This is a genomic window from Mesobacillus boroniphilus, assembly GCF_018424685.1.
GTDB classification, from domain to species: Bacteria; Bacillota; Bacilli; order Bacillales; family Cytobacillaceae; genus Mesobacillus; species Mesobacillus boroniphilus_A.
On the sequence record NZ_QTKX01000001.1, the window covers coordinates 1,112,182 to 1,137,404 of the forward strand.

The 25,223-nt window shown below is 40.5% G+C and carries 27 protein-coding genes; 24 read left to right on the forward strand and 3 right to left on the reverse strand.

The window, feature by feature from the left end; genetic code table 11:
* Positions 1–388 precede the first annotated feature (388 nt).
* The 7 genes from DYI25_RS05660 (at position 389) to DYI25_RS05690 (ending at position 7,933) form a co-directional block, all read left to right on the forward strand.
* Positions 389–1,279 carry a nitrilase-related carbon-nitrogen hydrolase gene (locus DYI25_RS05660; protein WP_213367448.1) on the forward strand — a complete coding sequence of 297 codons (891 nt, stop codon included), beginning with the start codon at positions 389–391 and terminating at the stop codon, positions 1,277–1,279.
* Positions 1,280–1,363: 84 nt separating this feature from the next.
* On the forward strand, positions 1,364–2,737 hold the full coding sequence (locus DYI25_RS05665) for an NAD(P)-dependent oxidoreductase (protein WP_213367449.1): 1,374 nt from the start codon (positions 1,364–1,366) through the stop codon (positions 2,735–2,737).
* 21 nt (positions 2,738–2,758) lie between these two features.
* Positions 2,759–4,045 (forward strand): NAD-dependent dihydropyrimidine dehydrogenase subunit PreA, encoded by a 1,287-nt coding sequence (gene preA, locus DYI25_RS05670; RefSeq protein ID WP_213367450.1) that lies wholly within the window; start codon positions 2,759–2,761, stop codon positions 4,043–4,045.
* Positions 4,046–4,342: 297 nt separating this feature from the next.
* Entirely contained in the window at positions 4,343–5,761 is a 1,419-nt protein-coding gene (gene hydA / locus DYI25_RS05675; RefSeq protein ID WP_213367451.1) for a dihydropyrimidinase, read from the forward strand.
* A gap of 211 nt (positions 5,762–5,972) precedes the next feature.
* Positions 5,973–7,448 carry an NCS1 family transporter gene (locus tag DYI25_RS05680; protein WP_213367452.1) on the forward strand — a complete coding sequence of 492 codons (1,476 nt, stop codon included), beginning with the start codon at positions 5,973–5,975 and terminating at the stop codon, positions 7,446–7,448.
* Positions 7,449–7,468: 20 nt separating this feature from the next.
* Positions 7,469–7,684 carry a hypothetical protein gene (locus DYI25_RS05685; protein WP_213367453.1) on the forward strand — a complete coding sequence of 72 codons (216 nt, stop codon included), beginning with the start codon at positions 7,469–7,471 and terminating at the stop codon, positions 7,682–7,684.
* A 21-nt stretch (positions 7,685–7,705) separates the two neighbouring features.
* A complete protein-coding gene (locus DYI25_RS05690) occupies positions 7,706–7,933 on the forward strand; it encodes a hypothetical protein (protein WP_213367454.1) in 228 nt (75 codons plus the stop codon).
* Positions 7,934–7,988: 55 nt separating this feature from the next.
* On the opposite strand, the gene DYI25_RS05695 is transcribed toward DYI25_RS05690, so the two are convergent.
* On the reverse strand, positions 7,989–8,483 hold the full coding sequence (locus tag DYI25_RS05695; RefSeq protein WP_213367455.1) for a hypothetical protein: 495 nt from the start codon (positions 8,481–8,483) through the stop codon (positions 7,989–7,991).
* A complete protein-coding gene (locus tag DYI25_RS05700) occupies positions 8,480–8,953 on the reverse strand; it encodes a hypothetical protein (protein ID WP_213367456.1) in 474 nt (157 codons plus the stop codon). Before DYI25_RS05700 ends, DYI25_RS05695 begins: the two co-directional genes overlap by 4 nt.
* Positions 8,954–9,217: 264 nt before the next feature.
* Here DYI25_RS05700 and DYI25_RS05705 point away from each other — a divergent pair, with 264 nt between their 5' ends.
* The 14 genes from DYI25_RS05705 to DYI25_RS05770 all read left to right on the forward strand — a co-directional run bounded on the left by DYI25_RS05705 (position 9,218) and on the right by DYI25_RS05770 (position 19,817).
* Positions 9,218–10,837: a PucR family transcriptional regulator gene (locus DYI25_RS05705; protein WP_213367457.1), complete on the forward strand. Its 1,620-nt coding sequence runs from the start codon at positions 9,218–9,220 to the stop codon at positions 10,835–10,837.
* Positions 10,838–11,175: 338 nt separating this feature from the next.
* On the forward strand, positions 11,176–11,526 hold the full coding sequence (locus tag DYI25_RS05710) for an ArsR/SmtB family transcription factor (protein WP_213367458.1): 351 nt from the start codon (positions 11,176–11,178) through the stop codon (positions 11,524–11,526).
* Between the two features lie 26 nt (positions 11,527–11,552).
* Positions 11,553–12,551, forward strand: a complete 999-nt coding sequence (locus DYI25_RS05715; RefSeq protein ID WP_213367459.1) for an NADP-dependent oxidoreductase — start codon at positions 11,553–11,555, stop codon at positions 12,549–12,551.
* Between the two features lie 244 nt (positions 12,552–12,795).
* Positions 12,796–13,104, forward strand: a complete 309-nt coding sequence (locus DYI25_RS05720; RefSeq protein WP_213367460.1) for a hypothetical protein — start codon at positions 12,796–12,798, stop codon at positions 13,102–13,104.
* 181 nt (positions 13,105–13,285) lie between these two features.
* A complete protein-coding gene (locus DYI25_RS05725) occupies positions 13,286–13,960 on the forward strand; it encodes a hypothetical protein (protein ID WP_213367461.1) in 675 nt (224 codons plus the stop codon).
* A gap of 142 nt (positions 13,961–14,102) precedes the next feature.
* A complete protein-coding gene (locus DYI25_RS05730; protein WP_213367462.1) occupies positions 14,103–14,411 on the forward strand; it encodes a hypothetical protein in 309 nt (102 codons plus the stop codon).
* 143 nt (positions 14,412–14,554) lie between these two features.
* The gene (locus DYI25_RS05735) at positions 14,555–15,061 is read left to right on the forward strand and encodes a hypothetical protein (protein ID WP_213367463.1); all 507 of its coding nucleotides are present in this window, start codon (positions 14,555–14,557) and stop codon (positions 15,059–15,061) included.
* 304 nt (positions 15,062–15,365) lie between these two features.
* Positions 15,366–15,656 carry a hypothetical protein gene (locus tag DYI25_RS05740; protein WP_213367464.1) on the forward strand — a complete coding sequence of 97 codons (291 nt, stop codon included), beginning with the start codon at positions 15,366–15,368 and terminating at the stop codon, positions 15,654–15,656.
* 181 nt (positions 15,657–15,837) lie between these two features.
* Positions 15,838–17,106, forward strand: a complete 1,269-nt coding sequence (locus DYI25_RS05745) for an MFS transporter (protein ID WP_213367465.1) — start codon at positions 15,838–15,840, stop codon at positions 17,104–17,106.
* A gap of 140 nt (positions 17,107–17,246) precedes the next feature.
* Positions 17,247–17,591: a hypothetical protein gene (locus tag DYI25_RS05750; protein WP_213367466.1), complete on the forward strand. Its 345-nt coding sequence runs from the start codon at positions 17,247–17,249 to the stop codon at positions 17,589–17,591.
* Positions 17,592–17,658: 67 nt separating this feature from the next.
* The gene (locus tag DYI25_RS05755) at positions 17,659–17,943 is read left to right on the forward strand and encodes a DUF6881 domain-containing protein (protein WP_342032478.1); all 285 of its coding nucleotides are present in this window, start codon (positions 17,659–17,661) and stop codon (positions 17,941–17,943) included.
* Between the two features lie 441 nt (positions 17,944–18,384).
* On the forward strand, positions 18,385–18,612 hold the full coding sequence (locus DYI25_RS05760) for a hypothetical protein (RefSeq protein ID WP_213367467.1): 228 nt from the start codon (positions 18,385–18,387) through the stop codon (positions 18,610–18,612).
* Between the two features lie 148 nt (positions 18,613–18,760).
* Positions 18,761–19,225 (forward strand): hypothetical protein, encoded by a 465-nt coding sequence (locus tag DYI25_RS05765; protein WP_213367468.1) that lies wholly within the window; start codon positions 18,761–18,763, stop codon positions 19,223–19,225.
* A 157-nt stretch (positions 19,226–19,382) separates the two neighbouring features.
* On the forward strand, positions 19,383–19,817 hold the full coding sequence (locus DYI25_RS05770; protein ID WP_213367432.1) for a hypothetical protein: 435 nt from the start codon (positions 19,383–19,385) through the stop codon (positions 19,815–19,817).
* A 137-nt stretch (positions 19,818–19,954) separates the two neighbouring features.
* On the opposite strand, the gene DYI25_RS05775 is transcribed toward DYI25_RS05770, so the two are convergent.
* On the reverse strand, positions 19,955–20,452 hold the full coding sequence (locus DYI25_RS05775; protein ID WP_249745259.1) for a GNAT family N-acetyltransferase: 498 nt from the start codon (positions 20,450–20,452) through the stop codon (positions 19,955–19,957).
* Between the two features lie 475 nt (positions 20,453–20,927).
* Between DYI25_RS05775 and DYI25_RS05780 the strand changes: the two genes are divergently transcribed.
* The 3 genes from DYI25_RS05780 to DYI25_RS05790 all read left to right on the forward strand — a co-directional run bounded on the left by DYI25_RS05780 (position 20,928) and on the right by DYI25_RS05790 (position 25,216).
* Positions 20,928–22,394 carry a CoA-acylating methylmalonate-semialdehyde dehydrogenase gene (locus DYI25_RS05780; RefSeq protein ID WP_213367470.1) on the forward strand — a complete coding sequence of 489 codons (1,467 nt, stop codon included), beginning with the start codon at positions 20,928–20,930 and terminating at the stop codon, positions 22,392–22,394.
* 32 nt (positions 22,395–22,426) lie between these two features.
* Entirely contained in the window at positions 22,427–23,782 is a 1,356-nt protein-coding gene (locus DYI25_RS05785) for an aspartate aminotransferase family protein (RefSeq protein WP_213367471.1), read from the forward strand.
* Positions 23,783–23,962: 180 nt separating this feature from the next.
* Positions 23,963–25,216 carry a M20 family metallo-hydrolase gene (locus tag DYI25_RS05790; RefSeq protein ID WP_213367472.1) on the forward strand — a complete coding sequence of 418 codons (1,254 nt, stop codon included), beginning with the start codon at positions 23,963–23,965 and terminating at the stop codon, positions 25,214–25,216.
* Positions 25,217–25,223 lie beyond the last annotated feature (7 nt).

Consider the following 25,223-nt stretch of genomic DNA (forward strand, 5'->3'; position numbering starts at 1 on the left):
GCAATTAGTATGCACTTAAACTAATGTTAGCGTTGATCTGAAACCACAAAAATTTTCAGCTCAGAGATGAATCGAATAGATAGTACTTGAGTTAAGATTATGTATTTAATGGCTGCCAGGAAGGATTCTATCCTTTCTGGTATTTTCATTGATATCTTACAAAGTGAATAGTAATGACTGTACATCTTTTAACATTATGTATAATGCAAACAGGAAAAGGAAATTGTAAAATAAACATAAGTTTCTAAATGTTCAGAAAAATATTTAGAGGAGGGTTACTTGTACATAGGATATTAACTCTCAAGAAAATTGTCCTTTCACCACGAGTATTGTAAGCGCTTACAAAAAACGACAAATATTTATTTTTATATAAGAGGGGGATTTAAAAATGTCGGACACTGTAAAAATAGGACTCATCCAGGCTTCCAACGATGTGGATGGAAACGAACCGGTTGAGGTTCATAAGCAAAAGGCGATTGAAAAGCATCTTCGCCTGGTCAGGGAAGCTAAGGATAAAGGTGCGCAAATCATCTGTCTTCAAGAGATTTTCTATGGGCCATATTTCTGCTCAGAACAGAATTCAAAGTGGTATGACGCTGCGGAAGAGATTCCGAATGGACCGACGACTAAGCTGTTCCAGGAGCTGGCTAAGGAGTTGGGCGTTGTCATTGTACTGCCTATTTACGAGAGAGAAGGAATCGCTACCTACTATAATACTGCGGCGGTAATCGATGCGGACGGCTCGTATCTCGGAAAATACCGGAAGCAGCATATCCCGCATGTAGGGGTTGGCGACCAGGGCTGCGGCTTCTGGGAGAAATACTATTTCAAGCCTGGAAATCTTGGCTATCCGGTTTTCGACACGGCCTTCGCGAAGGTAGGAGTCTATATTTGCTACGACCGACATTTCCCTGAGGGTGCGAGATTACTAGGATTGAAGGGCGCCGAAGTGGTCTTGAATCCTTCTGCCACTGTTGCAGGTCTTTCTGAATACCTATGGAAGCTGGAGCAGCCTGCTCATGCGGTCGCGAATGGATATTATGTCGGCGCGATCAACCGTGTAGGTGTTGAAGGACCTTGGAATATGGGCGAGTTTTACGGACAGTCTTACCTTGTCGACCCGAGGGGCAACTTTGTCGCGATGGGAAGCCGGGACAAGGATGAAGTCATCATTGGAGAAATGAATAAGAAATTGATCAGGGAAGTACGTGATACATGGCAGTTCTACCGTGACCGCCGTCCGGAAACGTATGAGGAGATGACGGCACTTTTACCATAACAATCAAGACAACAGTAAGGGCTTTACATTGGCAGAAGGTAAAGCCCTCTTTCTGTAGGATTTTCTAAAAAGGAGGTTGTTTGAGTGAGCAAAGGTAATGTCTCGAAAATTTCTTATGAAGATTTGCAGGTGAATTTTCATGAAGTGCATCCAGGCCTGACGAATCAGGAAGCTATAGAGGAATCGAATCGCTGCTTGTATTGCTATGACGCTCCTTGCATCCAGGCCTGTCCGACGGGGATTGATATCCCGACCTTTATTAAAAAGATTGCTTCTGGTAATCTGAAGGGCTCGGCGAAAACGATCATGACCGCGAACCCGATTGGTGCAAGCTGTTCCCGTGTCTGTCCAACAGAGGAGCTATGTGAGGGGGCATGTGTGCTCAACGATTCGACAAAACCAATCATGATTGGAAACCTGCAGCGTTATGCGACGGACTGGGCAATCAAAAATGATCAGGTGCTATTCCAGGCTGGAGAGAAGAATGGAAAGAAGGTTGCGGTTGTTGGCGGCGGTCCTGCCGGATTGTCGGCTGCAAGGGAGCTTGCTTTACTTGGATATGACGTGACAATTTTTGAGGCGGAGGATAAAGCAGGAGGATTGAACACCTATGGGATTGTTTCTTTCAGGCTTCCGCAGAATATTTCCTTCTGGGAAGTAAATCAGGTTGAAAGCCTTGATGTCAAAATCCGTACGAATACAAGAGTAGGTGCCGATATTTCTGTTGAAGAAATCATGGACCAGCATGACATCGTCATTTTAGCTGTCGGAATGTCAAAAGTTCCTGAACTCGGGATCGATGGTGAAGACCTGGATGGAGTGTATGATGCGATTGAGTTCGTCAAGGCAACAAAAACGAAACCAATTGACAGTCAATTTTTAGGAAAAAAAGCCGTTGTAATTGGTGCTGGGAACACAGCGATCGATGGTGCGACTTGTTCGGTCCGACTTGGGTCGGAAAATGTGAAAATCCTTTACCGCCGTACGCTAGAAGAAATGACGGCATACGATTTTGAATATGAATTCGCCAAGCAGGATGGCGTGGAATTCCGCTGGCTTACTGCACCGGTGAAAATCATTGGCGATGAAAATGGAAAGGTCAAGGCGATTGAGTGCGTGAAGATGGTACTCGGTGAACCAGGTGAAGATGGCCGCAGGCGCCCGGTTGCCCTCGAAGGATCGGAGTTCATATTAGAAGTGGATGCGGTCATTAAAGCGATTGGCCAATCAAGATATGTCGATCTGCTCGAACAATTTGAATTGGAGCATAGCGGCGGTGTCGTCAAGATTAATCCGCAAACGTATCAAACCTCTAACCAAAAAGTGTTCGCCTGTGGTGATGTCATTTTTGGGAAAGGACAGGGTGAAGCCATGGTCGTTTCAGCAGCTCAGCAAGGAAAGGATACGGCTTACGCAATTCATCAGCTCGTATCGAGCACAGTTCCGGAAACAGCCTAATAGACAAAGGGAGGTAAGAGTATGGCAGATTTACGTATCAATTTGGCGGGAATCCAGTCACCGAATCCGTTTTGGTTAGCTTCTGCTCCTCCAACCAATTCGGGCTACCAGGTTCAGCGTGCCTTTGAAGCAGGGTGGGGCGGCGCTGTCTGGAAGACACTGGGAGATCCAATTCTGAACGTTTCTTCCCGCTTTGCGGCGGTTAGCTTCAACGGCCAGAGAGTGGCGGGCTTCAACAATATTGAATTGATCACCGACCGTCCACTTGAGGTTAATTTAAAAGAAATTTATGAAACGAAGAAGAAGTTTCCTAACCATGCGATCATCGCGTCTTTGATGGTCGAGCCTAAGCAGGAAAAATGGCATGAGATTGTGAAGCGAGTGGAGGATGTAGGTGTCGACGGGCTCGAACTGAACTTTGGCTGTCCGCACGGAATGGCGGAGCGGGGAATGGGTGCTGCATCCGGCCAGGTGCCTGAGCTTGTCCAGAAGCAGACTTACTGGGTAAAGGAAGTCGCCAAGACTCCGGTTATCGTTAAGCTAACACCAAATATCACGGATATCACGGTAACGGCTGAGGCAGCTGTCGAAGGTGGAGCCGACGCGATCAGCATGATCAACACGATCAACAGCCTAGCAGCAGTCGATATCCATACATGGGATACCGTTCCGCATGTTGGCGGTAAAGGAGCGCACGGCGGTTATTGCGGTCCAGCTGTAAAGCCGATCGCCCTTCATATGGTCGGAGATTGTGCTCGAAATCCACGGATCAATGTCCCTATTTCCGGAATCGGCGGTATTTCCAACTGGGAGAATGCGGTTGAATTTATGCTTATGGGTGCTACAGGAGTCCAGGTTTGTACCGCAGCGATGCACCATGGCTTCCGGATTGTGGAAGATATGATTGAAGGGTTGAACAATTATCTTGATGAAAAGGGAATTGCTTCTGTATCAGAGCTTGTAGGTAAGTCTGTCCAGAAATACTCTGACTGGGGTGACCTTGACCTGAACTACAAGGTCGTTGCACGAATCAATAATGAGACGTGTATTAACTGCAATAAGTGCCATATTGCCTGTGAGGATACCTCTCATCAGTGCATTGATATGCTCAAGGACGACAATGGAACCAGCTACCTAAAGGTGCGAGAAGAGGATTGTGTCGGCTGTAACCTCTGCTCGATCGTCTGCCCGGTTGATGGAGCGATCGACATGGTCGCGTTGAAGAGTGAGCTGCCGCCAATGACTTGGAATGAACGCCAGGCAGCACTTGGTGTGCTGGCTTGCGGAGTGGATCCGGTTACAAAGTGATCCATTGCCTAAAGAATGCAGATGAGCTGGCGAAAAGGACTGAACCGTGATTTGAGTGCCTAAAGAGTGTTGGTGAGATGGAGAAAGGTAACGAAACCAGGATTTGAGTACCCGAATAGTGCAGGTGAGCCAGAGAAAAGGAACGGTACCATGATTTCCTTGCCCGTATAGTGCTCGAGAGTCAGCAAAAGGGAACGGAATCCGGATTCTGATGCCCGAAAACAGTCTCAAGGACCAATAATGAATATAACTGAGCTACTAATTCCCACTACACCTTTCTTTTGAGGAGGAAAATTGATGAAAAAAGTGATAAAGAATGGAATCATCGTGACCGCAACGGATACATTCCAGGCGGATGTGTTGATTGAAAAAGGTGTGATCAGCATGATTGCTGACAATATTGATGTCCAGGGGGCAGAGGTCGTTGATGCGACTGGATGCTATCTTTTCCCGGGCGGTGTTGACCCACATACTCATTTTGAGATGCCTTTTGGAGGAACGGTTTCGAAGGATGATTTTGAAACAGGATCGATTGCAGCAGCCTTTGGCGGGACGACAACTGTCATTGATTTTTGCTTGACTGAAAAAGGGGTCCCTTTGCAAAATGCCATCAATACCTGGCACGCAAAGTCGAAAGAGAAGTCGGTCATTGATTATGGCTTCCACTTGATGATTGGTGAAATCAATGACGCGGTCCTTAACCAGCTTCCTGCTGTCATTGATGAGGAGGGCATCACCTCATTCAAGGTTTTTATGGCGTATAAGAATGTGCTGCAGGCTGATGATGAAACGCTGTTTAAGACATTGCTGGCTGCTAAGGACCTGGGTGCCCTTGTCATGGTCCATGCAGAGAATGGCGATGTCATTGAGTATTTAACAAAGCAGGCACTGGCCGAGGGCAATACTGACCCGATTTACCATGCCCTAACGAGACCAGCTGAGGTGGAGGGAGAAGCAACTGAACGAGCCTCGACTTTCACTGGACTTGCGAACTCCCAGCTTTATGTCGTTCACGTATCATGCGCAGATGCAGCCAGAAAAATTGCAGAAGCGAGGAATAAGGGGATTAATGTGTGGGGTGAAACGTGCCCGCAGTATTTGGTCTTAGATCAGTCGTATCTGGAAAAGCCAGACTTTGAAGGCGCAAAGTATGTTTGGTCACCGCCGCTGCGTGAAAAGTGGAACCAGGAAGTTCTTTGGAACGCGTTAAAGACTGGCCAGCTGCAAACAGTCGGCTCTGATCAATGCTCGTTCGATTTCAAAGGTCAAAAGGAGCTGGGTCGTGGTGACTTCTCTAAGATCCCAAATGGAGGGCCAATTGTCGAAGACCGCGTATCGATTCTTTTCTCTGAGGGTGTGCTGAAGGGAAGAATTTCACTCAACCAATTTGTTGATGTCACCTCTACAAGGGCGGCAAAGCTGTTCGGCCTGTATCCAAAGAAAGGAACGATTTCTGTTGGAGCGGATGCTGACATCGTGGTATTTGATCCAACTGTGGAGAGGACAATTTCGGCTGAGACCCATCATATGGCAGTTGATTATAGTGCGTTTGAAGGAATGAAGGTCACGGGTGAGCCTGTATCGGTGCTATCTCGTGGAGAATTCGTCATTCGGGATAAAACCTTCGTTGGAAAGCCAGGTGCAGGCCAGTACCTGAAGCGCGCTAAATATGGAGAAAACCAAGCGAATCTTACGAAGGAATCTCTCACTCTATAACTCGCAAGACACCCTGCAATAAATTTTTACTATCTCATACCAGCCAGTTCTACTAACCGCAGCGAGGGGGGATTCTCTCGCTGCTGGTTATTCTATTATAGATCCTGTCGCTGTTAAAGGAGGTGTACTTGAAGAATAATCATGAATTGGTTGATATCCCTTTGACTTTTGAATTCAGAAAATTAAGTAAATTTTACGTGGGGGTGTCTGAATGAGTAAAAAAGATAGTTACTTAAAGTCGCCTGACTTATTGCCAATCTCCCATGGCGACAGGAAAATTAGTGCCTTTGGTTTTGCAGTTATCTGGGTTGGCATGGCAGTTGTTTTGGCTGCGTTTGCGATTGGCGGCTCCGGGATCCAAAGCTTGCCTCTAGGCTGGGTGATCGTGGCTACGCTAGTTGGTTCAGTGGCAATTGGCATTTTCATGACAATCATCGGGGATATCGGTGTTGAACACGGACTATCGTTTCCCGTCTATATGCGGGCACCATTTGGGACGTTCGGGACTCATATACCATCGCTGGTCCGCGGAATCACTGCTTCCTGCTGGTTTGGAATCAACACTTATTTCGGAGCAACAGCCATTAATGGAATCTTGAATTTATTGTATGGCTTTGATAACTGGTTCATCTGCTTCGTATTGTTCGCAACGGTACAGCTGGTGAATACTGCGCTCGGCATCAAGGCGGTTGAGCGTTTCGCCGACCTGGCAGCGCCAATCATCATCATTATTTCTTCCTGGATGTACGTTGCATTGTCAGATAAAGCACTGGCTGAAGGAAGAGATATTTGGGTATGGGTGGAAAGTCCGGTGACAGGAGGGGCCGCGTTTACAGCCTTCATGGTTGTAGTCATGGCCAATATGGGATTCTGGGCAACACTTGCTGCAGATATGCCATCATTATCGAGATTTTTCAAAGCGCCAAAAAATGAACGAAACTGGCTTAAGCGCAATAAAGCACAAATCGCCGGCAGTATCGTCGCAATGCCGCTTGTCAATACATTCATGGTTATCATCGGTGCCGTTTCTTATGTGGCCGTCCTGAATTATGATCCTGTTGTCGGTCTCCAGCAGGCGGCAAGCGGTTTTATTTTAGGCGTGCTATTGCTGATGATTGTGCTGGCGCAATGGTCAACCAATACTTCCGCCAATGTCATTCCTGCCGCAACGATTTTCTCCAATGTCGGCGGTCCAAAGATTCCTTTCTGGGTGGGGGTAATCATGGCCGGTGTTGTTGGGATCTTAGTCCAGCCATGGAGTCTTTTTGGCATTATCATTCCGGCCTTGCTAGTCATCGGCGGAATCTTGTCGGCAATCGTTGGGATCTTGTTCACGGATTATTACATCCTTCGTAAGAGGCGTGTAAATGTCCAGGATCTGTATGAGGAGCATGGACAATTCAGATACATGAATGGCTTCAACATGGCAGGATTGATTGCATGGGTTGTCGGCGGGGCTGCTGCTTATCTGATGCCATCCTACTCGTTCCTTGTTGGCTTTGCCGTTGGGGGAATTGCCTACTATGTACTGGCCAAATATTGGTGGTTTGAGAAATACAAGCAGGCTGAAATCGAGGATCCAAGTGATGAAAAATACCTCGGTATAACAGTGGGCCGTGATTGGACCATCGACGAAGGTGTTGAAAGCGCCGTAGTTCCCGAAGCGACGAATCCTATTAACACTTAAACGGAAGGAGCGTGCAATCTTTGTCAGAGTACCAGGATTTTTTACAGGAGAGAGACCGGCTTGATTTTATGGTTCAGCAAGGGTACAGAATCAAAAAAGTAACCGAGAATTTAAGCGGGGCTTTTGTAGAGTTTGAAAATGGCGAGGGCGAGAATGAAACGCTGAAGATCCTTACTCCGGATGCGCGAAAGTATTTTTCAGTCCTTTTATTGAAGCAGCAAAAGGCAGGAGCCTAAAATGGAATGGAAGGTTGAGCAATGGAATATGTTTTAAGGTGCCGGGACAATGTTTTTCCTTGTGAAGTGACAATCGATGACGACAATGGCCGGTACATGATCAAGAAAGCAGATTCAAGTGGCGAGGTGTTCAACTCTTCGGCCGAGTTGGTTCATTGGATTTTAGACAATTGGGAGATCGAAGATTTTTATGATCAAATGCAGTTTGAACAAATGCTCCGTGAGATACAGGAAGGACACATTGCATAATTTACGTATGGTGTAGGAGGACTTTTACAGAAGAGTCCTCTTTTTTATTCATTTTCTATTGATAAGACAGTTCCCGAAGCTTCTTTTTGAAAAAATGGAACACTAAAATTAATGCAAGAGCTGCCAGCGGATAAACGGGAATGGAATAGTAAAACTTCCAGCCGGTATAAATCAACGCTTTATTTTTAACACATATCCACTCGTAAAATAGAGAAAAAACTGTCCATGCAAAAATGTACCAAACCGTCTTCTTCCCATTTAGTTCGAATTTGTCGTATATATACAAGAACAATAACGATGAACATGGATACATTAAAAAATGGAATAATGCTCCAGAAAGCTCGTAGGTTGGGTTGTCTCCAAAATAATAAACTTTAAAAGGAGTCGCAATCAAAAAGTAGTCAATGCTGGAAACCAGGAAAATGTTATACATCCAAATTAAAATGACAAGTACTGGAGAAAAATATTTACGAATAGGCAAGTACAAAAATAAAGCCGTAAACGAAGAAATGATAAAGAACCATTCATTCCAGTCAAACGTTACATTCATTTGTCTTCGCCACCTCGATATAATAAAATGCGAAATATCTTCATAAAACCAATCAGCAATAGCAACCCGGAAAACCAGATCGCTGGTGACCACCATAACTGCCAATTCCTATGAATCAAAACACCTAAAAAGTGATTCAGCCATTCTATATTGGTTAAAATAGCCACAAATACCGTCATCAACAAAAATTTCTTAACCAAATTATTCGCTGTTAAATAATAATCTAAAAATAACACCATGATTAAAGGGTAGAGATTGATTCGGCTGATGAAATGCGAAAACTCAAAAGACAGTTTTTCAGGAATATAGAGATTTTTAAAATTCATATAGAACAAGGCAGAGAAGTTTTGGGCCACATAAGAAGCAAGAAACCAATATGCTATTATTTCAAGGATGTGCAGCTGCTTCTTTTTCCTCATAAAAAAAATAATAGCAATTCCGTTCATCAATATATAAATGAATAAAACCATTGCATGATCTCCTCTAGTTGCTGGCTCGATGAGTGCCGTTATTTTATTATTCTTCCCAAGGGCTATTTTATAATGAATAAATTCTTAAAAGTTTTCGATTTGCGAACTATTTAAGTCTCATGTATTCTCCGTCTTCAACGAGGTTGAAAATTTATGTCCGTAAAATTGTTCATTTGAATTATTCGAAATATACAGAAAACGACACAAATTGCATTTTGGTTCTTTTATAGTAGGGGATATCCTAATTAAAAAGGAGATTTTGCTTTGAAATCTTATATCTCAGTAAAAGACCTTTTGCAAAGAAAGCACTTCGAAAATATTGAAGTTGTCGCTGGGCATGATGGACTGGCCAGGATTGTTAAATGGGTTCATGTTGTTGATGTGACGAAGATCAGGAATCTTTTGAATGGAAATGAACTGATTTTATCGACAGGCCTTGCCTGGAAGGAGGACAAAGTGTCATTCCTTTCGGTTGTCGAGCAGTTAATTGAATCGCAAGCAGCGGGACTATGTATTGAAATAGGTACTTATTCATCTTATTTGCCGCAGGAAATCATTGATCTTGCCAACGGGCATCATTTCCCGATCATCCTCTTTAAGCAAGAGGTCCCGTTTGTCGAAATAACCCAGGATATCCATACTCTCCTTATCAATCACCAATATCAAATGATTTCAGACTTAGAAGGCTATTCACAGGCCTTGAATAAGAAGCTTTTAACGATTGAAGATCATAATGAAATCCTCACTTTTATCCATCAATATTTAAATATTCAAGTCGTCACAATCTTTGGCAATCATGATATTCAATTCACGCCGAAAGTAAGCGCGAAGGAACAGGATGAACTATTAAACATCATTGAGAATCACGCATTGGCTTCCCCCTCTCCTGTAGTTGCAAGCATGCCGATTCAACTGCTTGGTGACAGCAAAGCGGAGCTGATTATCCTTTCCAGGGACAGGCAAATCACTGACTTTGACCAGCTGATCCTCGACCGGACGGCTACAGCACTCGCCCAGTTTCTTTTACGGAAGCATTATGTCGAGGAAAAGAGGCACGCGGAAGAAACGGAATGGCTGATGAGCTGGCTTGAGGGTGAGTATAGTGAGGAGTCCATTCAGGAATATCTTGCATATCATACACCTGCGGTTAAACCAAAGGGGGCTTTTGTCTGCTTGTGCAGGCTGGACCCATTTGAGCATTATTCCAACGTTGACTTAACATATTTTAAGCTCTATACGAGGACGGTTTTTGAGCAGCAAGGCTTCACTCTGTTTTCAATAGAAAAAAGAGACTATTTAATCTTTATTTTTCTCAATAAAAGGAACACTGGAACCTGGAAGCAGCGAATGAAAGAAGGAATCCAAAAACTCCTGCAAAATGACACTAAAATCGCCAAAAACAAATCAACGCCAGTTCTCGGAATCGGAAAGTATGTGGAGGAGTTAAAGAATATTCCTTTCAGTTACCAAACTGCCATGGAAACAATCCGGATCCAGAAACGCTGCAGCCAGCATGAGGGCAGTTACTTTTACGACGACTTACATATTTTCAGGCTCATTTCCCATCTCCACAAGCATCTGGATTTGAAGGAAATTATCGATGAATATCTAGAGCCGGTGATCAACTATGATAAAAAATACAACGGAAAGCTGATGGAAACGCTGAAAACGTATTTGGCGTGCAATGGCTCAAAGCAGGAAACCGCGAAGCGCCTTTATGTAGTCCGTCAAACGCTATACCACCGGATTGAAAAACTAGAAAAACTGCTCGGAAAGGATTTTATGAACCATGAAAAGCGGCTCGCGATCGAATTCATGCTGCATTCCTATGAATTCTTGCTGTCCTCCAAGCAGGTAAAAGGGGCCGAACAGGAATCATTGTAGGTTATGTAGGATGGGTCTTTCCAGCCTTTTGAGGAAAAGAAGTGATTTCCTAAGTTTTTTTTGGTTTGTTAGTTTTACAGCTGTAAATTGCCGTTAGATACTTGTAACGTTTTATTTTTATAAGGATGATTGGGCTTTGCTAAGAGGTGCAAAGACAAAAATAAGGAGTCTGATTTAGCTATTAAATCAGACTCTTTTGATGCTTTCACTCTTAGATGTATTCGTCTCGATTTGCTTTCTCAATATTGAACCTAACATAACAATCGTATATTGTTGTATTCAGCAATATGGTTCATCAACTTAAACCATTAAACTGATTATTGGAGGCATTTTACTGAATGAATAAACAGGACCAACTAAAATTGATCAAAGAGGATTTTTTAAATTGTCAAAAAGTACTATTGGCAATTGGTGATGAAACACGTCAATCGATCTTGTTAGTCCTAATGGGGACGGATTGTCAAACAGGATTACGTGTGGGCGAAATCACTGAACAAACACATCTTTCTCGACCTGCTGTATCCCATCACCTTAAGGTTTTACGAGATGCCGGTGTTATTTTAATGCGTAAAGAAGGTACAAAAAACTTTTATTATATTAATGTACGTACAGAATTAGGTTTATTAAGAACGCTTGTGTTAGATATTGATAAGTTCATGCAGAACTTTTATTCAAATGATGGAATATAAACAGACATAATTTGGAGGTATAGGCTATGAGAGCAATGGTTATTGACAGGTATGGGAAAGTACCAATGCGTTTGGCAGAAATGCCCACACCTGAAATTGGTGAATATGAGGTACTCGCAGAAATTCATGCAGCTAGTATCAATCCTGTTGATTTTAAGATACGCGATGGGAAAGTGAAATTGTTAGTTAAATATAAAATGCCTCTCATCTTAGGGAATGACTTTTCTGGTGTCGTTGCAAAGGTTGGCGCAAAAGTGACTCGTTTCAAAGTTGGTGACGAAATATATGCACGTCCACGTAAAAGTAAAATCGGTACTTTTGCTGAATATATAGCTATTCATGAAGATGACATCGCCTTAAAGCCTAAAAATTTAAGCTTTGAAGAAGCAGCATCGATCCCACTGGTTGGGTTAACTTCCTATCAAGCCCTAATAGACAATTTGCAATTACAAAAGGGACAAAAGGTTTTCATTCAAGCTGGGGCTGGTGGTGTAGGTACCTTTGCTATTCAACTGGCCAAATTAATGGGTGCCACTGTTGCAACGACTGCCAGTGAAGCTGGTGAGAATTTAGTAAAATCACTTGGTGCAGATGAAATTATAAATTACAAGACAGAAAAATTCGAAGAGATACTGACAAACTATGATGCCGTATTTGATACACTTGGGGGCGAGATACTCGAAAAATCATTTGAAGTGATAAAAAGCGGAGGGAAAATTGTTTCCGTTTCGGGATTACCGAATGCTCGTTTTGGCAAAGAATATGGTTCTGGATTTTTTAAAACGCTGTTGTTTTCAGCAGCAAGTCATAAACTTACTGCGCTTGAAAAAAAGCATAATGTTCAATATACATTTTTGTTTATGAAGCCAAGTGGAGAACAATTACGTATAATCGCAAATTTCATTGAGACTGGTAAAATCAAACCTATAATTGATAGAGTTTTTCCTTTTGAAAATGCTCAAGAAGCTATAGAATATGCAGAGTCTGGTAGGACTAAAGGGAAAATAATATTGAAAATCAAATAGTAATGAAACGAAGCAAAAAAATAAACTGATAATACTCCTTGGAAAAACAATTTAATAGCATAAGAATATCCATTTTAATCTATCTTTTTATATTTTGCTGTTCAACTAACGGTGCAGGTTAGTTTAACAAGATACATAAAAATTTGAAGTATAACCGAATTAAATAATTGTCCTTGAGAGGTAACCTATGATAGAAAACTTTAGGTGGGAGAATCAAAACAAGTTTTTTACTTGGAGTTCTCAAATGAAAGAATTTAAAAAGGAATATAGAAGTAGTATAGAGAGTGTTATAAAGTTACTGGATAGTTCGGGTTTTGCTGTAGTTTTATCACACTTAGATTACGGAAAACGTAATGCATTTATATTGAATGCAGACGGAAGGGAACGTTTCAATTTTAGTATACCTACGGAAATTAGAGATGCTATATGCTTCCATGAGATCTACTATCTTAACGGAGTGCTTATAGCAATTGTTGCTACTCGAAGTGTGGATTACGCTTGTGTTATTGATCCAAACTCAGGTAATCTTACTAAATTCTATGAAACAAGATAACATAATTAATCTTACATAAAGGGAAGAATGGTGTATTAATCCAGAAGGATTTTCACGACTTATTGAGCTAAAGGGGCAGTTTAGTTTAACAAGCTGATAACATAAGCCGCAAAAAAAATAGTCACATGTGGTAATATAATAAAAATATAACCATTCGAATATTTTATGAGAGGCGATTAAAATGAAGGTGGAAATAAACTACTCCCCTCCCGAAACAATAATAACTGTACCGAGTCCAGAAGCCACTTATCCTTTTGAGATTAACGGTGAGTTGCAAAATGTCGTAGATTTTTCTTGTTATATTGATGGTGAATATACAAATGCTCATGAAGAATTCTTTTGCCATTGGATGGAGAGCCCGAATTATTATCCTATTTATTCACTTGCGGAAATCTATGATTTTCAACAAGCGGAGTACGAATATATGTTTAAGATGCAAAATATAGAGTTCAATTATATGAAGGGGAGTCGTAAAGATACCTTTTTTGTAAAGGCAATTATCTGTAGCCAGAAGCAATTTAAAGAATATTATCCTTACTTGCACGCGAATGGGAGTATGTTGAACCTATCATTATGGTCCTTAAAACAAGATGTATTCAGACTAGAGGAAAGGGAATGTGAGTCACCTTATCCTGTAAAAAGGACTAAAAATAACCGAACCAGGCTCGTTAAACTAAAATGGATAGCCAATACCCCGATAGCAACTTTAAATGAAAACACCACGTTGTTTTGGGTAGGGTATGATGGCGATTATATTACCGCATTCTCAAATGATGGACATTTTTCAACAATAGAAACTCTCCAAAAAATAATGCCAGAAAAGGTCGAGCTGGTGACTGATTATGAGTGGGAGTAATGTTCCCCCATTGTTGCACTAACGGATTTAGGAGTTCTAGATCGTGCAGCCAACCAGGCAGAATTTCGTTATTGAGCTAACGAAGCAGTTATGTGGAAGAAGAAACTGTTAAAATAGCCTTAAGTAGGGTGGTAATTTCGGTATGCAAAAAATCAAATTATTCTTAAGCTATCAATGCTATCCCATATGGATTTATGATGATAAAGGAGAGTTATTAAATAACGATTTAGTTAATGAATTAGAAAAAGAAGTTTATATTGTAAATGAATTAAATTCTATACAAACCATTTATGATAGTCTGTTTGTCGATGATGGAAAAACGTTAGAATATATAGGCTTCTCGAGTGATGTGGATAGGACTAGCTTTCAAGAGAAAATAAATAAAATTAATCATCTTATTCAAATAACACTTCATGGGAAATACATTATAGAAGATGAAATTGAATTTTAAAAAGCTATCGTTTTTTATGGGTGCGTAATCCAAGAAGGATTGGCGGCCTTTTTTGGTGAATGCCTTATTGAACAAACGATGCAGTTTAGTGGAAGAAGAAGTGATAAAATATATTGTAGTTAATTGGATGTAGGTGAAGTGAAATGTTAAGGGAAAAAAGTGGAAAGATTAACGAGATAGTTTACAATAACACAGCTTACTATAACGGTAAATATAGATATTTCCCAACGATTACGGATTTGAAGGGTATTTTAGATGAAATTATTAGCTCTAATTCAACTACCGATTATATAAGAATTACACCATTTTATATAAATGAATTATTGGATAGGCAAATCGAGTTTGAAGAATATATATTTTTCATAGAATGCAGAGATTGGTTTGACGAGAAAGTTCAGAAGGAACACATTATTGAATGCCTTGATGTTCCAGATACACCAAGAACACTTAAGGATTTTAGGTTAGGTTCAATATTATATCCTTTATGTCAAAATGAAGATGTAGAGACATTTAGAAATGCTCTTGTTAAATATAAGGAGAGTTTAAGAGAACTTCTACCAATTATGATGGAAATTGCAAAATCAGAAATGGAATTAACAGCAGACCATTTACCTTTCGGATATTTCTGCTTTGAAGTTCATAGTGGGTAAAATAATCGTTGTTGTGCTAACGGGTGCGTTGATCCAGGGAGGATTAACCGCCTTTTTTGTTGAATTCCTTATTGAACAAACGGAGCAGGATAGTTCAACAAGAACATGAAAAAAGGATGTTAAACATGAATAGTGAAATGTTTAGAAAAGCATTTGAGAAGGTTGACAAATCAAACCTATCCAAAGTTAATTTTAATTCAAGAACTACTAAATTTTTTGAGGATTATCACATTTCCGAAGAAATAACTTCATTATTGCAGAAACTGTACAATTTAATCACGTAAGGTTTGATAGTGTAAATGTAATGCCTGAAAATAACTTATACGAGGAGCATAAGCGTTGTATAGATAATGGCTTGTTTATTATTGGATACGGCCTAAATGGAGACCCAATTGTACTAGATTTAAATACTAACGAAATAGGCTATGTTTTTCATGATGAATTGTGGGAAGATGAAGAGATAAACCCAAGGGAAATTTATATTAGCTTAGAATGCTCATTACCAGAATTCTATTTTAATTCTGTTACGATTGATAATTACCCTGTTGATGGTACTGAAGCTGAACGCTATATGGATAAGAAAGTTATAGATTAGCTTATTGAGCTAACGATGCAGTAATGTTGAAGAAGGGTTTGTTTGAACACTATTAGATCATCCAGGTGTTAAATTTTTTCAAAAATCTGAAACCTATCTTGATAAAAAACGTAAATGTAAATAATTACAAAATTAAGGGTGGTTTTTTTATAAGTGTTCTTAAGGAGGGACTATTCGATTAATGAAAGGAAATTCAAAAAAAACAACTCGTAATGTAATTGTTATGATTACAAATGATTTTATTGCAACAGTAGGAAATTCTATTTTTTCCATTCTAGTAATGTGGTATATATTCGAGCAAAGTGGATCAGCTCTTTATACTGCAATAGCTGGATCGTTTATTCACATAACCAATTTCTTAATTGGTCCAGTTGCAGGAGTTTTTGTTGACAGAAGCAAATATCCAATACGGATCTTATCTTTTGCATTATTGACTAACGCATTTCTTTTACTGTTTCTTGGTTTCGGGATTCAAATATTCTCGGATTGGAAAGCATTGGCGTTACTTTTAGTGATTATGTTCTTACGAGATGCATCCTACGCTTTTACAACTCCTGCTGAAACGAAAATCATTCCTAATTTGGTTCCTGAAAAACAAATTTCAACTCTTTATGGTTATCGTACATCATCAACTCAATTGTCAGGTTTACTTGGAAACGCACTTTCAGGGTTTGTGATTCTAATGTTTGGTATTACAGGAGCGATTTATCTTAACTCCGTTACCTTCTTTATTTCAGCCTTTATTTTAGGAATGCTTATCCCCCTTAAAGAATTTACAGGAAAAAATAAAAGTGATATTAGAGTAGGTTTTAATAAAAATATTAAATCAATTATTCAGGAAATCCGTGATGGAGTAATAGTAATCTATAAGCACGAAAAATTGAGAACAATTGTAATGATCACAATGATGATGAATGTAGCATCTCTTGTAGGACCATTATATGTCGTTTACATAAATGATCACCTTCAGGAAGGAGCCGAAGCTTATGGAATTCTTCAAGCTGTAGGATTAATTGGCGGGGTTTCCGCTGGTATAGCCAACAGGTTTGTGAATAAAAAAATGAAACCCTCAATGCAGATCGTAGTTTTCTATTTTATTACTGGATGTCTATTTGCATTACTTGGCTGGATGAGTAGCATTCAGTTTGTATTACCCATAGTTTTTTTTCTGACTTTTTCATTATCGCTGGCAAGCATATCACTTTATTCAGTGACTATTTTATTAATCCCTGAGGAATATCGAGGAAGGATTTCTGCCACCATTCAAGCTTTAAGTGTAATGGTGATTCCAATCTCAAATATTCTAGGGGGGATATTTGCAGATATTATTGCTGTAGAAAATGTGTTTAAATTCGCCGGGGTTTGGGTTGTGTTCGTTAGTTATTTATGTTTTAGGAATAGAAACATCTATAATCATTCAGAAAATACAAATGAGGCTGCATCCCTTTAATAGAAATAACTTTATAAAAATACTTAAGTAAAGAGAGCAAGAGTTCTTAATCATAGTTTGAGGCGATATCCCGTTATTCGACTAAAGATGCAGTAATGTTGAACAAGGGTTAATGCGTTTTTACAGATGGGAGATTGTAGATGAAGAAGTTATTAGTCCCTATTTTTATTGTTTTTTTAACGATTGGTTATATCTATCAACAGAATCCTATGGTTACAGGAGAAGCTATAGTCCACTCAGTTGAACTTATGCAAAACCCATCAGAAGAATGGGTAGGTTCCATTTCCCCGATGGATTTGAATGAGTTAAAAGGACTACCACCTGATAACGTTAAAACAATACTTAATACAAGGGAGGGGCTTTGGTATAAACTCTTAAATAGAAAGCAATGGGAGGTCACAATAAAATTTAAAGGGAACGAACCAACTGTTGTTTTTGATGCAACTACTGGTAAATTGATTGACCTTTATGGACCTTTGAATTAAATATACGCTTGTTCAACTATTGAGGCAGGTTTGTTGAAGAAGAAATGATAAAAGGAGATTACTGAATGTGGAGTATATTTATGTTGAATGGATACATGACTTTACTGATGAACCTATTATCTTAATTTCTGAATTAGATGATAATCGATACGAAACAAGGAAAATTGAAATATACAAAGATGGTCAAGTTGGTTTTGCGTATAACGATGTTGAAGTGCTGAAGACAGGGTTAGGAATTGAACCAGTACCTAGCATTGATCAGATTGCATCAGAATCAGAATTTTCACCTAAAGAAATTACTAAAGAGGACTTTGAAAAGTTCTGGAATGATAAAGTGTTGCCTCTTCTTTAATGCCTTTCTAGAAGGGGTGAAGCTTATTTCTTCTTCAAGTAAAGATGCAGTTATGTAGAAGATAGAGAGTGGTAAATAAGGATTGGACTTTAAGGAGACTTAGTATGGAATTACTATATGGCATAATTTTTTTATTTATATTTTATCTAATTATTAAAACAGCCGTTACAAAAGGTATAGATGACTCAAGGGTAATACAGGAATTGAAGAAAGAGATTAAAGAGTTAAAAAAAAAAAGTCTGAAGAATAAAACGAGGAAGAATCTAAACACATCATAAATAGGAAAGCGTAATTCGGTAAGAAAATGGTTTAATTTCAGGCTTCCGTGTCAAGTAACGTTATTTTCTTATTGAACAAACGATGCAGGTTAGTTAAAGAAGGAATAACGTTTAAAATTATAGAGTTTATCTAAAAACAAAGAGAAAAGAAAAGGAGTAAGTTATGAGAGATTTATTAGGATACTTTCTTATTGCACAAGCGATTATCACTGGTGTTATTGTTTATTCCATTCAACAATTATCAGATTCCATTAAAGAATCAGCTGCTTGGATTGCGAATCCAAATGGATCCTTAGGATGGGGTTCGGATTTGCCTACATTTGTTTTATGGTCACTAATAGTTGTTGCAGGATTAGGGATATTCTTAGTAGTAAAGAAGAAAAGTGATTGATAAGCCTTTAGAAGTAAGTGCATTGATCTAGTAAGGATTAATGCTTTTTTTGTAGAGTGCTTGTTAAACAAACGAAGCAGGATAGTTCAATAAGAAATCACAAAAGTAATGAGCATTTACTATAAAATAAGATTAAACGGAGGTTGAGATGCGAAAAGTTTATTTAGATAGAACAGAATTAACTGGAGCCATAAATGTAAATTTAAAAGATACTGAGCTTATACCAGCAGGTACTACAATTTATCCTATGAGTGTTTTTCATAAAAATGAGGAGTATCAAAAATATGCTAATGATTATGATATTCAATTTATCTTTGACGATGATATTCCACTTTTAGAATTTTATACGGTACCATATGTAGATATTATGGCAAAAGATAGTAAAGGTGGTTTTATCGGAACTGTTGGTCAACAATGTGATTTGAAAAGTGACGCACCAATTTGTTATATCAATAGGCATTTAGAGTGCTTGATAATTTCTGAAAACGGAGAAGATTTTCTGAGTAATATAGGAACCTGGCAAGACAACTTGAAACCCTATGATAAAATTACGGTTTATCGTTCGAAAGCAGAAGCGGAAATGGAACTAGAGTTTATCGATTTGTCTGTTTGAGAGTCCTCCATCATTATAAATTCATATTGAACGGGAGCGTTGATCCAGGAAGGATTAAACGCCTTTTTTGTTGAACTACTTATTAAACAAACGATGCAGGTTAGTGCAACAAGAACTATTGTATTTTATGGTGAATTTAAACAGGGGGAAGGTACTTATGAAAAGAACTTTATTGTTTTTTATACTATTTATTTTTACTTTTACAACTTCCGTTCAAGCATTAAGTTGGGCTTATCCTTTTGTCGTTTGGAATGGTAACGTTTATGAAGTAAAAGAAGAAAAGGTTTTATCTAATCAAATTGGAAAGGAAATTGGAGAAGTTAAAACAAAACCAAATGATATGACTGGAGATTACTACGGAGATGTCTCAAATGCTTATCCTAAAGGGACGAAGTATTTTGAAATAAATAATATATCAACTAAAAATGCAATAGCTGTTGAAGTAGGAGACAACGAGTGGCAAAAAGCTGTATATGTCCATCAGGCACCTTTTCATTGGATGGATATATTCACAAAAATCCTACCTACCCTAATTTTAATAGCAATCATAATTATTATTTTAATACGCTTTAAAAAACGAAAAAATAATTAAATATATATTCTTTCATTAACGGGGGCTTTTGCACAAGAAGAGGAGATCAGTTGATAGTGGAAGAATTGTTTGTTGCAGCTTGGACACGTTAAACGAAAATAGAAAACATCCGAAATTTGATCGGATGTTTAATAAACTTAGATTAGCTTAGCCATATAATACTCATCGATATATTGATTTTCAACAATGAGGGAGTGCTTTTTAGTCCCTTCTATTTCGAATCCCATTTTTTTATAAAGGGCTAAACCTGCTTCATTATGACACATCACAGTAAGTTCAAGTCGATGTATGTTGTTGGCGTGGGACCATTGTTCGAGTTCATGAAAAAATTTTGTTCCAATCCCTCGACCTGTGAATTCTTTGAGAATTCCAGTAACAATATATGCACTGTGACGTACCCTATTAAAGCTTTCTCTTATAGCGGAGAGGTAACCAACAATATTTCCTTCTATTTCGCATATTAGGATTATTGATAAATCGTCTTCAATAATATTTTTTATGTACTCATACTGTTTATCAAAAGTGGTTGTTCGCTCTTCTGGCTCGAGCATCATAAAGTTGGATTCGGTATCCAACTTTTTGCAAAGGTTAAGAAATTTCTCCGTGTCAGATATTCTTATAGCTCTAATTATCAAAATAATTCTCCTCATAATAATATTCAATTGAATTATAGATTACAAAGGGTGGGGTGTGCAATTGGTATTACAGTGTACATCTTAATGTAATACTTTCTTATTGAACAAACGGGTGCTTTTGTTGAAGAAGAAAAAAATAAAACTGGAAATCGCTCAATTCACACTAGGGAATTGGGCTTTTTTTATTCCAAAAAACCGACCGAAGAAATGGTTGACTATTTTGGTGTTTATTTATAGTGCTAATTATTTGACTTTTTCAAGGTTTATATGCTGCTCCAATTTGTCCTCTAAACGATGATTTGTCCCTCACAACGGCACCCGTATGGTTTTTGTGGAGAACCTTTTCATTATGTGAAATATCCTGTCTCTGTTATTTTACATTATGTCTAATGAAAGCTTGTTGAAAATCAAAGATAATCTATTTATAGGATAAGTTTTTTAAAAATTTAGAAAAAATGAAGGAGGCTTCGAAAGTATGACGGTGATAAAAAATGAAACGGCTGTTTTGAAGAACTATATCAATGGGGAATGGGTGGATGCGCAGACTACCGAAACGCTTGATGTTCCAAACCCGGCAACAGGGAAGGTGCTTGCTGCGGTTCCTGTTTCTTCAAAAGCCGATGTAGAGCTTGCTGTAAGAGCTGCGAAGGAAGCATTCAAAACATGGAAGAATACTCCGGTGCCAAAGAGGGCGCGAATTTTATATAAATACCATCACCTGTTGACTGAAAACCATGAAAAGCTGGCCAAGCTAATCGTCAAGGAGAATGGCAAGGCGTTTAAGGAGGCACATGGAGAGGTACAGCGGGGAATCGAGTGTGTGGAGTTTGCGGCTGGTGCCCCAACGTTAATGATGGGGGAAAGCCTTTCCAATATCGCGGAGGATATCGACTCGGAAATGTTCCGTTACCCGCTTGGTGTTGTCGGCGGTATTACTCCGTTTAACTTTCCAATGATGGTGCCTTTGTGGATGTTCCCGCTGGCGATCGCCTGTGGTAATACATTTGTGCTGAAGCCGTCTGAACGTACTCCCCTTTTGGCAAATGAATTGGTCGAACTGTTTACTGAAGCTGGTGCACCAAAGGGTGTTTTGAATATTGTTCATGGCGCCCATGATGTCGTGAATGGATTACTGGACCACGAGGATGTTAAGGCGATCTCGTTTGTTGGCTCTCAGCCTGTTGCCAAGTATGTGTATGAAAGGGCCGCAGCTAAAGGGAAGCGTGTGCAGGCTTTATCCGGTGCGAAAAACCACCATATTGTCATGCCGGATGCAGATATGGAAAAGGCGGTCTCCCATATCATCAGTTCAGCTTATGGGAGCGCGGGGCAGCGCTGCATGGCGTGCAGTGCCGTCGTTGTTGTAGGGGATGGAGATCAGTTTGTCCAGTCGTTAAAACAGAAGGCAGACGAGCTGGTGATTGGTAATGGCCTGGACGATGAGGTGCTTCTCACCCCGGTAATCCGTGAATCCCATCGCGAAAAGGTATTGGGCTATATCGAAAAAGGTGTGGAAGAAGGTGCATCATTGCTTCTGGATGGCAGGAATGCACTGGATGAGTTCAAGGACGGAACTTTCCTCGGGCCTACGATTTTTGACTATGTGAAACCGGAAATGACGATTGCAAAAGATGAGATTTTTGCGCCAGTATTAAGCTTGCTGAGAGCGGAGGATTTGGATGAAGCACTTGAATATCTTCGAAAATCCCGTTTCGGAAATGGTGCGACCATTTATTCGAAGGATGCAAAAGCCATACGACAGTTCCGAGAAGAAGCAGATGCAGGAATGCTGGGAGTCAATGTTGGCGTTCCGGCAACCATGGCCTTCTTCCCATTCTCCGGCTGGAAGGATTCCTTCTACGGAGACCTTCACGTGAATGGAAAAGATGGGGTCAACTTCTTTACACGCAAAAAGATGATCACGTCCCGTTTCGATTATTAGAAGAAGGATGAAAGATTAGGAGGTGGGAAGACATGACAAAGATTAAACAAGGTGAAGACTTTTTGACTAAGGATCGCGATTACGTCTGGCATTCCATGAAGCCTTATAGCCCGGATAGTACCTTGATTGCCGAGAAGGCAGAGGGCTCATGGGTGACGGACCATAAAGGCAAAAGATATCTGGACGGAATGGCTGGCCTGTGGTGTGTGAATGTTGGCTATGGAAGGACAGAGCTTGCGGATGCTGCTTATGAGCAGCTGAAGCAAATGGCTTACTTTCCGCTCAGCCAGAGCCACATTCCCGCGATTAAACTCGCGGAAAAGCTGAATGAGCTCCTTGGTGATGAATACGTCATTTTCTTTTCCAATAGTGGCTCGGAAGCGAATGAGACTGCATTTAAACTGGTAAGGCAGTATCATCAGCAAAAAGGTGAATATGGCAGGTACAAGTTCATTTCCCGATATCGGGCTTATCATGGGAATTCGATGGGATCCCTGGCAGCTACTGGCCAGGCCCAGCGTAAATATAAATACGAGCCACTGGCTCCTGGTTTCCTGCATGTAACGCCGCCTGATTTATACCGCGGTGCAGACAATAAGGACACGGAAGCTGCTGAGCTGGAGTCTGTCAAGGATATAGACCGGGTGATGACGTGGGAGCTGAGCGAGACGATTGCCGGTGTAATCATGGAACCAATCATCACAGGAGGCGGTGTCATCGTACCTCCGGACCAATATATGAAGGGTGTCAAAGAGGTATGTGAAAAGCATGGTGCCCTGTTGATTGCTGACGAGGTCATCTGCGGATTCGGCCGGACCGGGAAACCTTTTGGCTTCATGAATTACGGAGTAAAACCGGATATCATCACGATGGCAAAAGGAATCACCAGTGCATACCTGCCATTGTCCGCCACAGCGGTTCGCAAGGATATCTACGAAGCTTTTAAAGGAACAGAGGAATACGATTATTTCCGCCATGTAAACACATTTGGAGGAAACCCGGCGGCATGTGCCCTGGCATTGAAGAACCTCGAAATCATGGAAAAAGAACAGCTTTTTGATCGTTCCGCTGAGTTAGGCGAATATTTAAAGCAAAGCCTTGCTGAAAAGCTGAAGGACCACCCGCTTGTAGGAGATGTGAGAGGAAAGGGACTGCTCGTCGGGATTGAGCTGGTCAGTGATAAGGATTCGAAGGAACCGCTCAGAACAGAGCTTGTTAATAAAGTCATTGGCGGCTGTAAGGAAAAGGGGCTCATAATTGGCAAAAACGGCGCCACGGTGGCCGGCTACAATAATGTATTGACCCTCTCTCCACCGCTGAATATAGAAATGAAAGATCTCGATTTTATCATACAGACACTGACTGAAGAGCTGAAGGCGATACTGTAAAAATAATCACCTATAACACTCGTAATCCCTTTGGGGTTACGGGTGTTTTACACAATTTACTTTTTTATCAGAAAGATAGAGGTATATAAGGGCAAGTATTTGGATCATCAAAAACAAAAATGCTATTTGGAATTACCAGTATTGTACAAACCTACCCAGCATAAAAGGAGGGGATTTACCATGTCTTTGCAAACTTTAACCATTAACAAGCAGCGGTTGGAACAGCGAATCAATCAGCTTGCGGAAATAGGAAAAATTGGCGAGACTGGCGTCTGCAGGTTGACTCTATCGAAGGAGGACAGGCAAGGAGTAGAAAAGGTGAAGGGATGGATGGAGGAAGCAGGACTGACAGCTAGAATTGATCACTTTGGCAATTTGATCGGCCGGCTTGAAGGTGAAAATCCAGAGGCGTCTATTTTAATGCTTGGTTCCCATATTGATTCACAGCCCTATGGAGGAAGGTTTGACGGCGTCATCGGCGTACTTGGCGCGCTGGAAGCCGTACAGACGATGAAGGAGAACGACATTGCACCTAAAATGCCGATTGAGGTGGTCGCTTTCAGCGATGAGGAAGGCTGCCGGTTCAATAAAGGATTGTTCGGGGTCAGGGGAATTCTTGGCAAGCTTGAAGAGGGTGAACTGGAGCGGACGGACAAAGACGGGATTACACGGCGACAGGCACTCATCGAATTTGGCTGTGATCCTGACAAGCTGAAGGAATCTGAATATCCAGAGGGAAGCATTGCTTCGTTTCTGGAAATGCACATTGAACAGGGGCCTGTACTTGAGAAGAACAATTTGCCGGTTGGCATTGTCACCGGGATTTCTGGTCCTCTATGGCTGACGGTTGAGTTGGAGGGTTTTGCGGGCCATGCTGGTTCTGTTCCTATGCCTATGAGGCAGGATGCGCTTGTAGGGGCTGCTAAAGTGATCATTGCCCTTAACGAACTGGCCAGTGAAGATCTTGACGCGCCTACGGTTGGGACTGTCGGCAGTCTGAAAATCTTTCCTGATTCACGCAATATTATCCCTGAAAAAGTGACATTCACAGTAGATTTAAGAGATATCGATATTGATAGAAGGCACCGGATAGAAGAAAGATTACGAACCCGAATTTCCGAGATAACCGAACAGCACGATTTAACATACAAGATTTCAGAGGATACGAACAGTGAACCGCGATACTGCTCAGAGGACATCATGAACGTCATGAGGGAGGAAAGCAGAAAAATTGGGCTAGAGACGATAGAGTTGATGAGCGGTCCGTTCCATGATTCGCTCGCCATGTCATACGTGTGCGATTATGGGATGATCTTTGTCCGCTGCCAGGACGGAATCAGCCATAATCCAAAGGAGTATTCAACCTTTGAGGATATTTCACTCGGTGCTGAATTGCTTTATCGAACAGCTGTGAGGATGGCAGAAGAAAAATAAATGATTG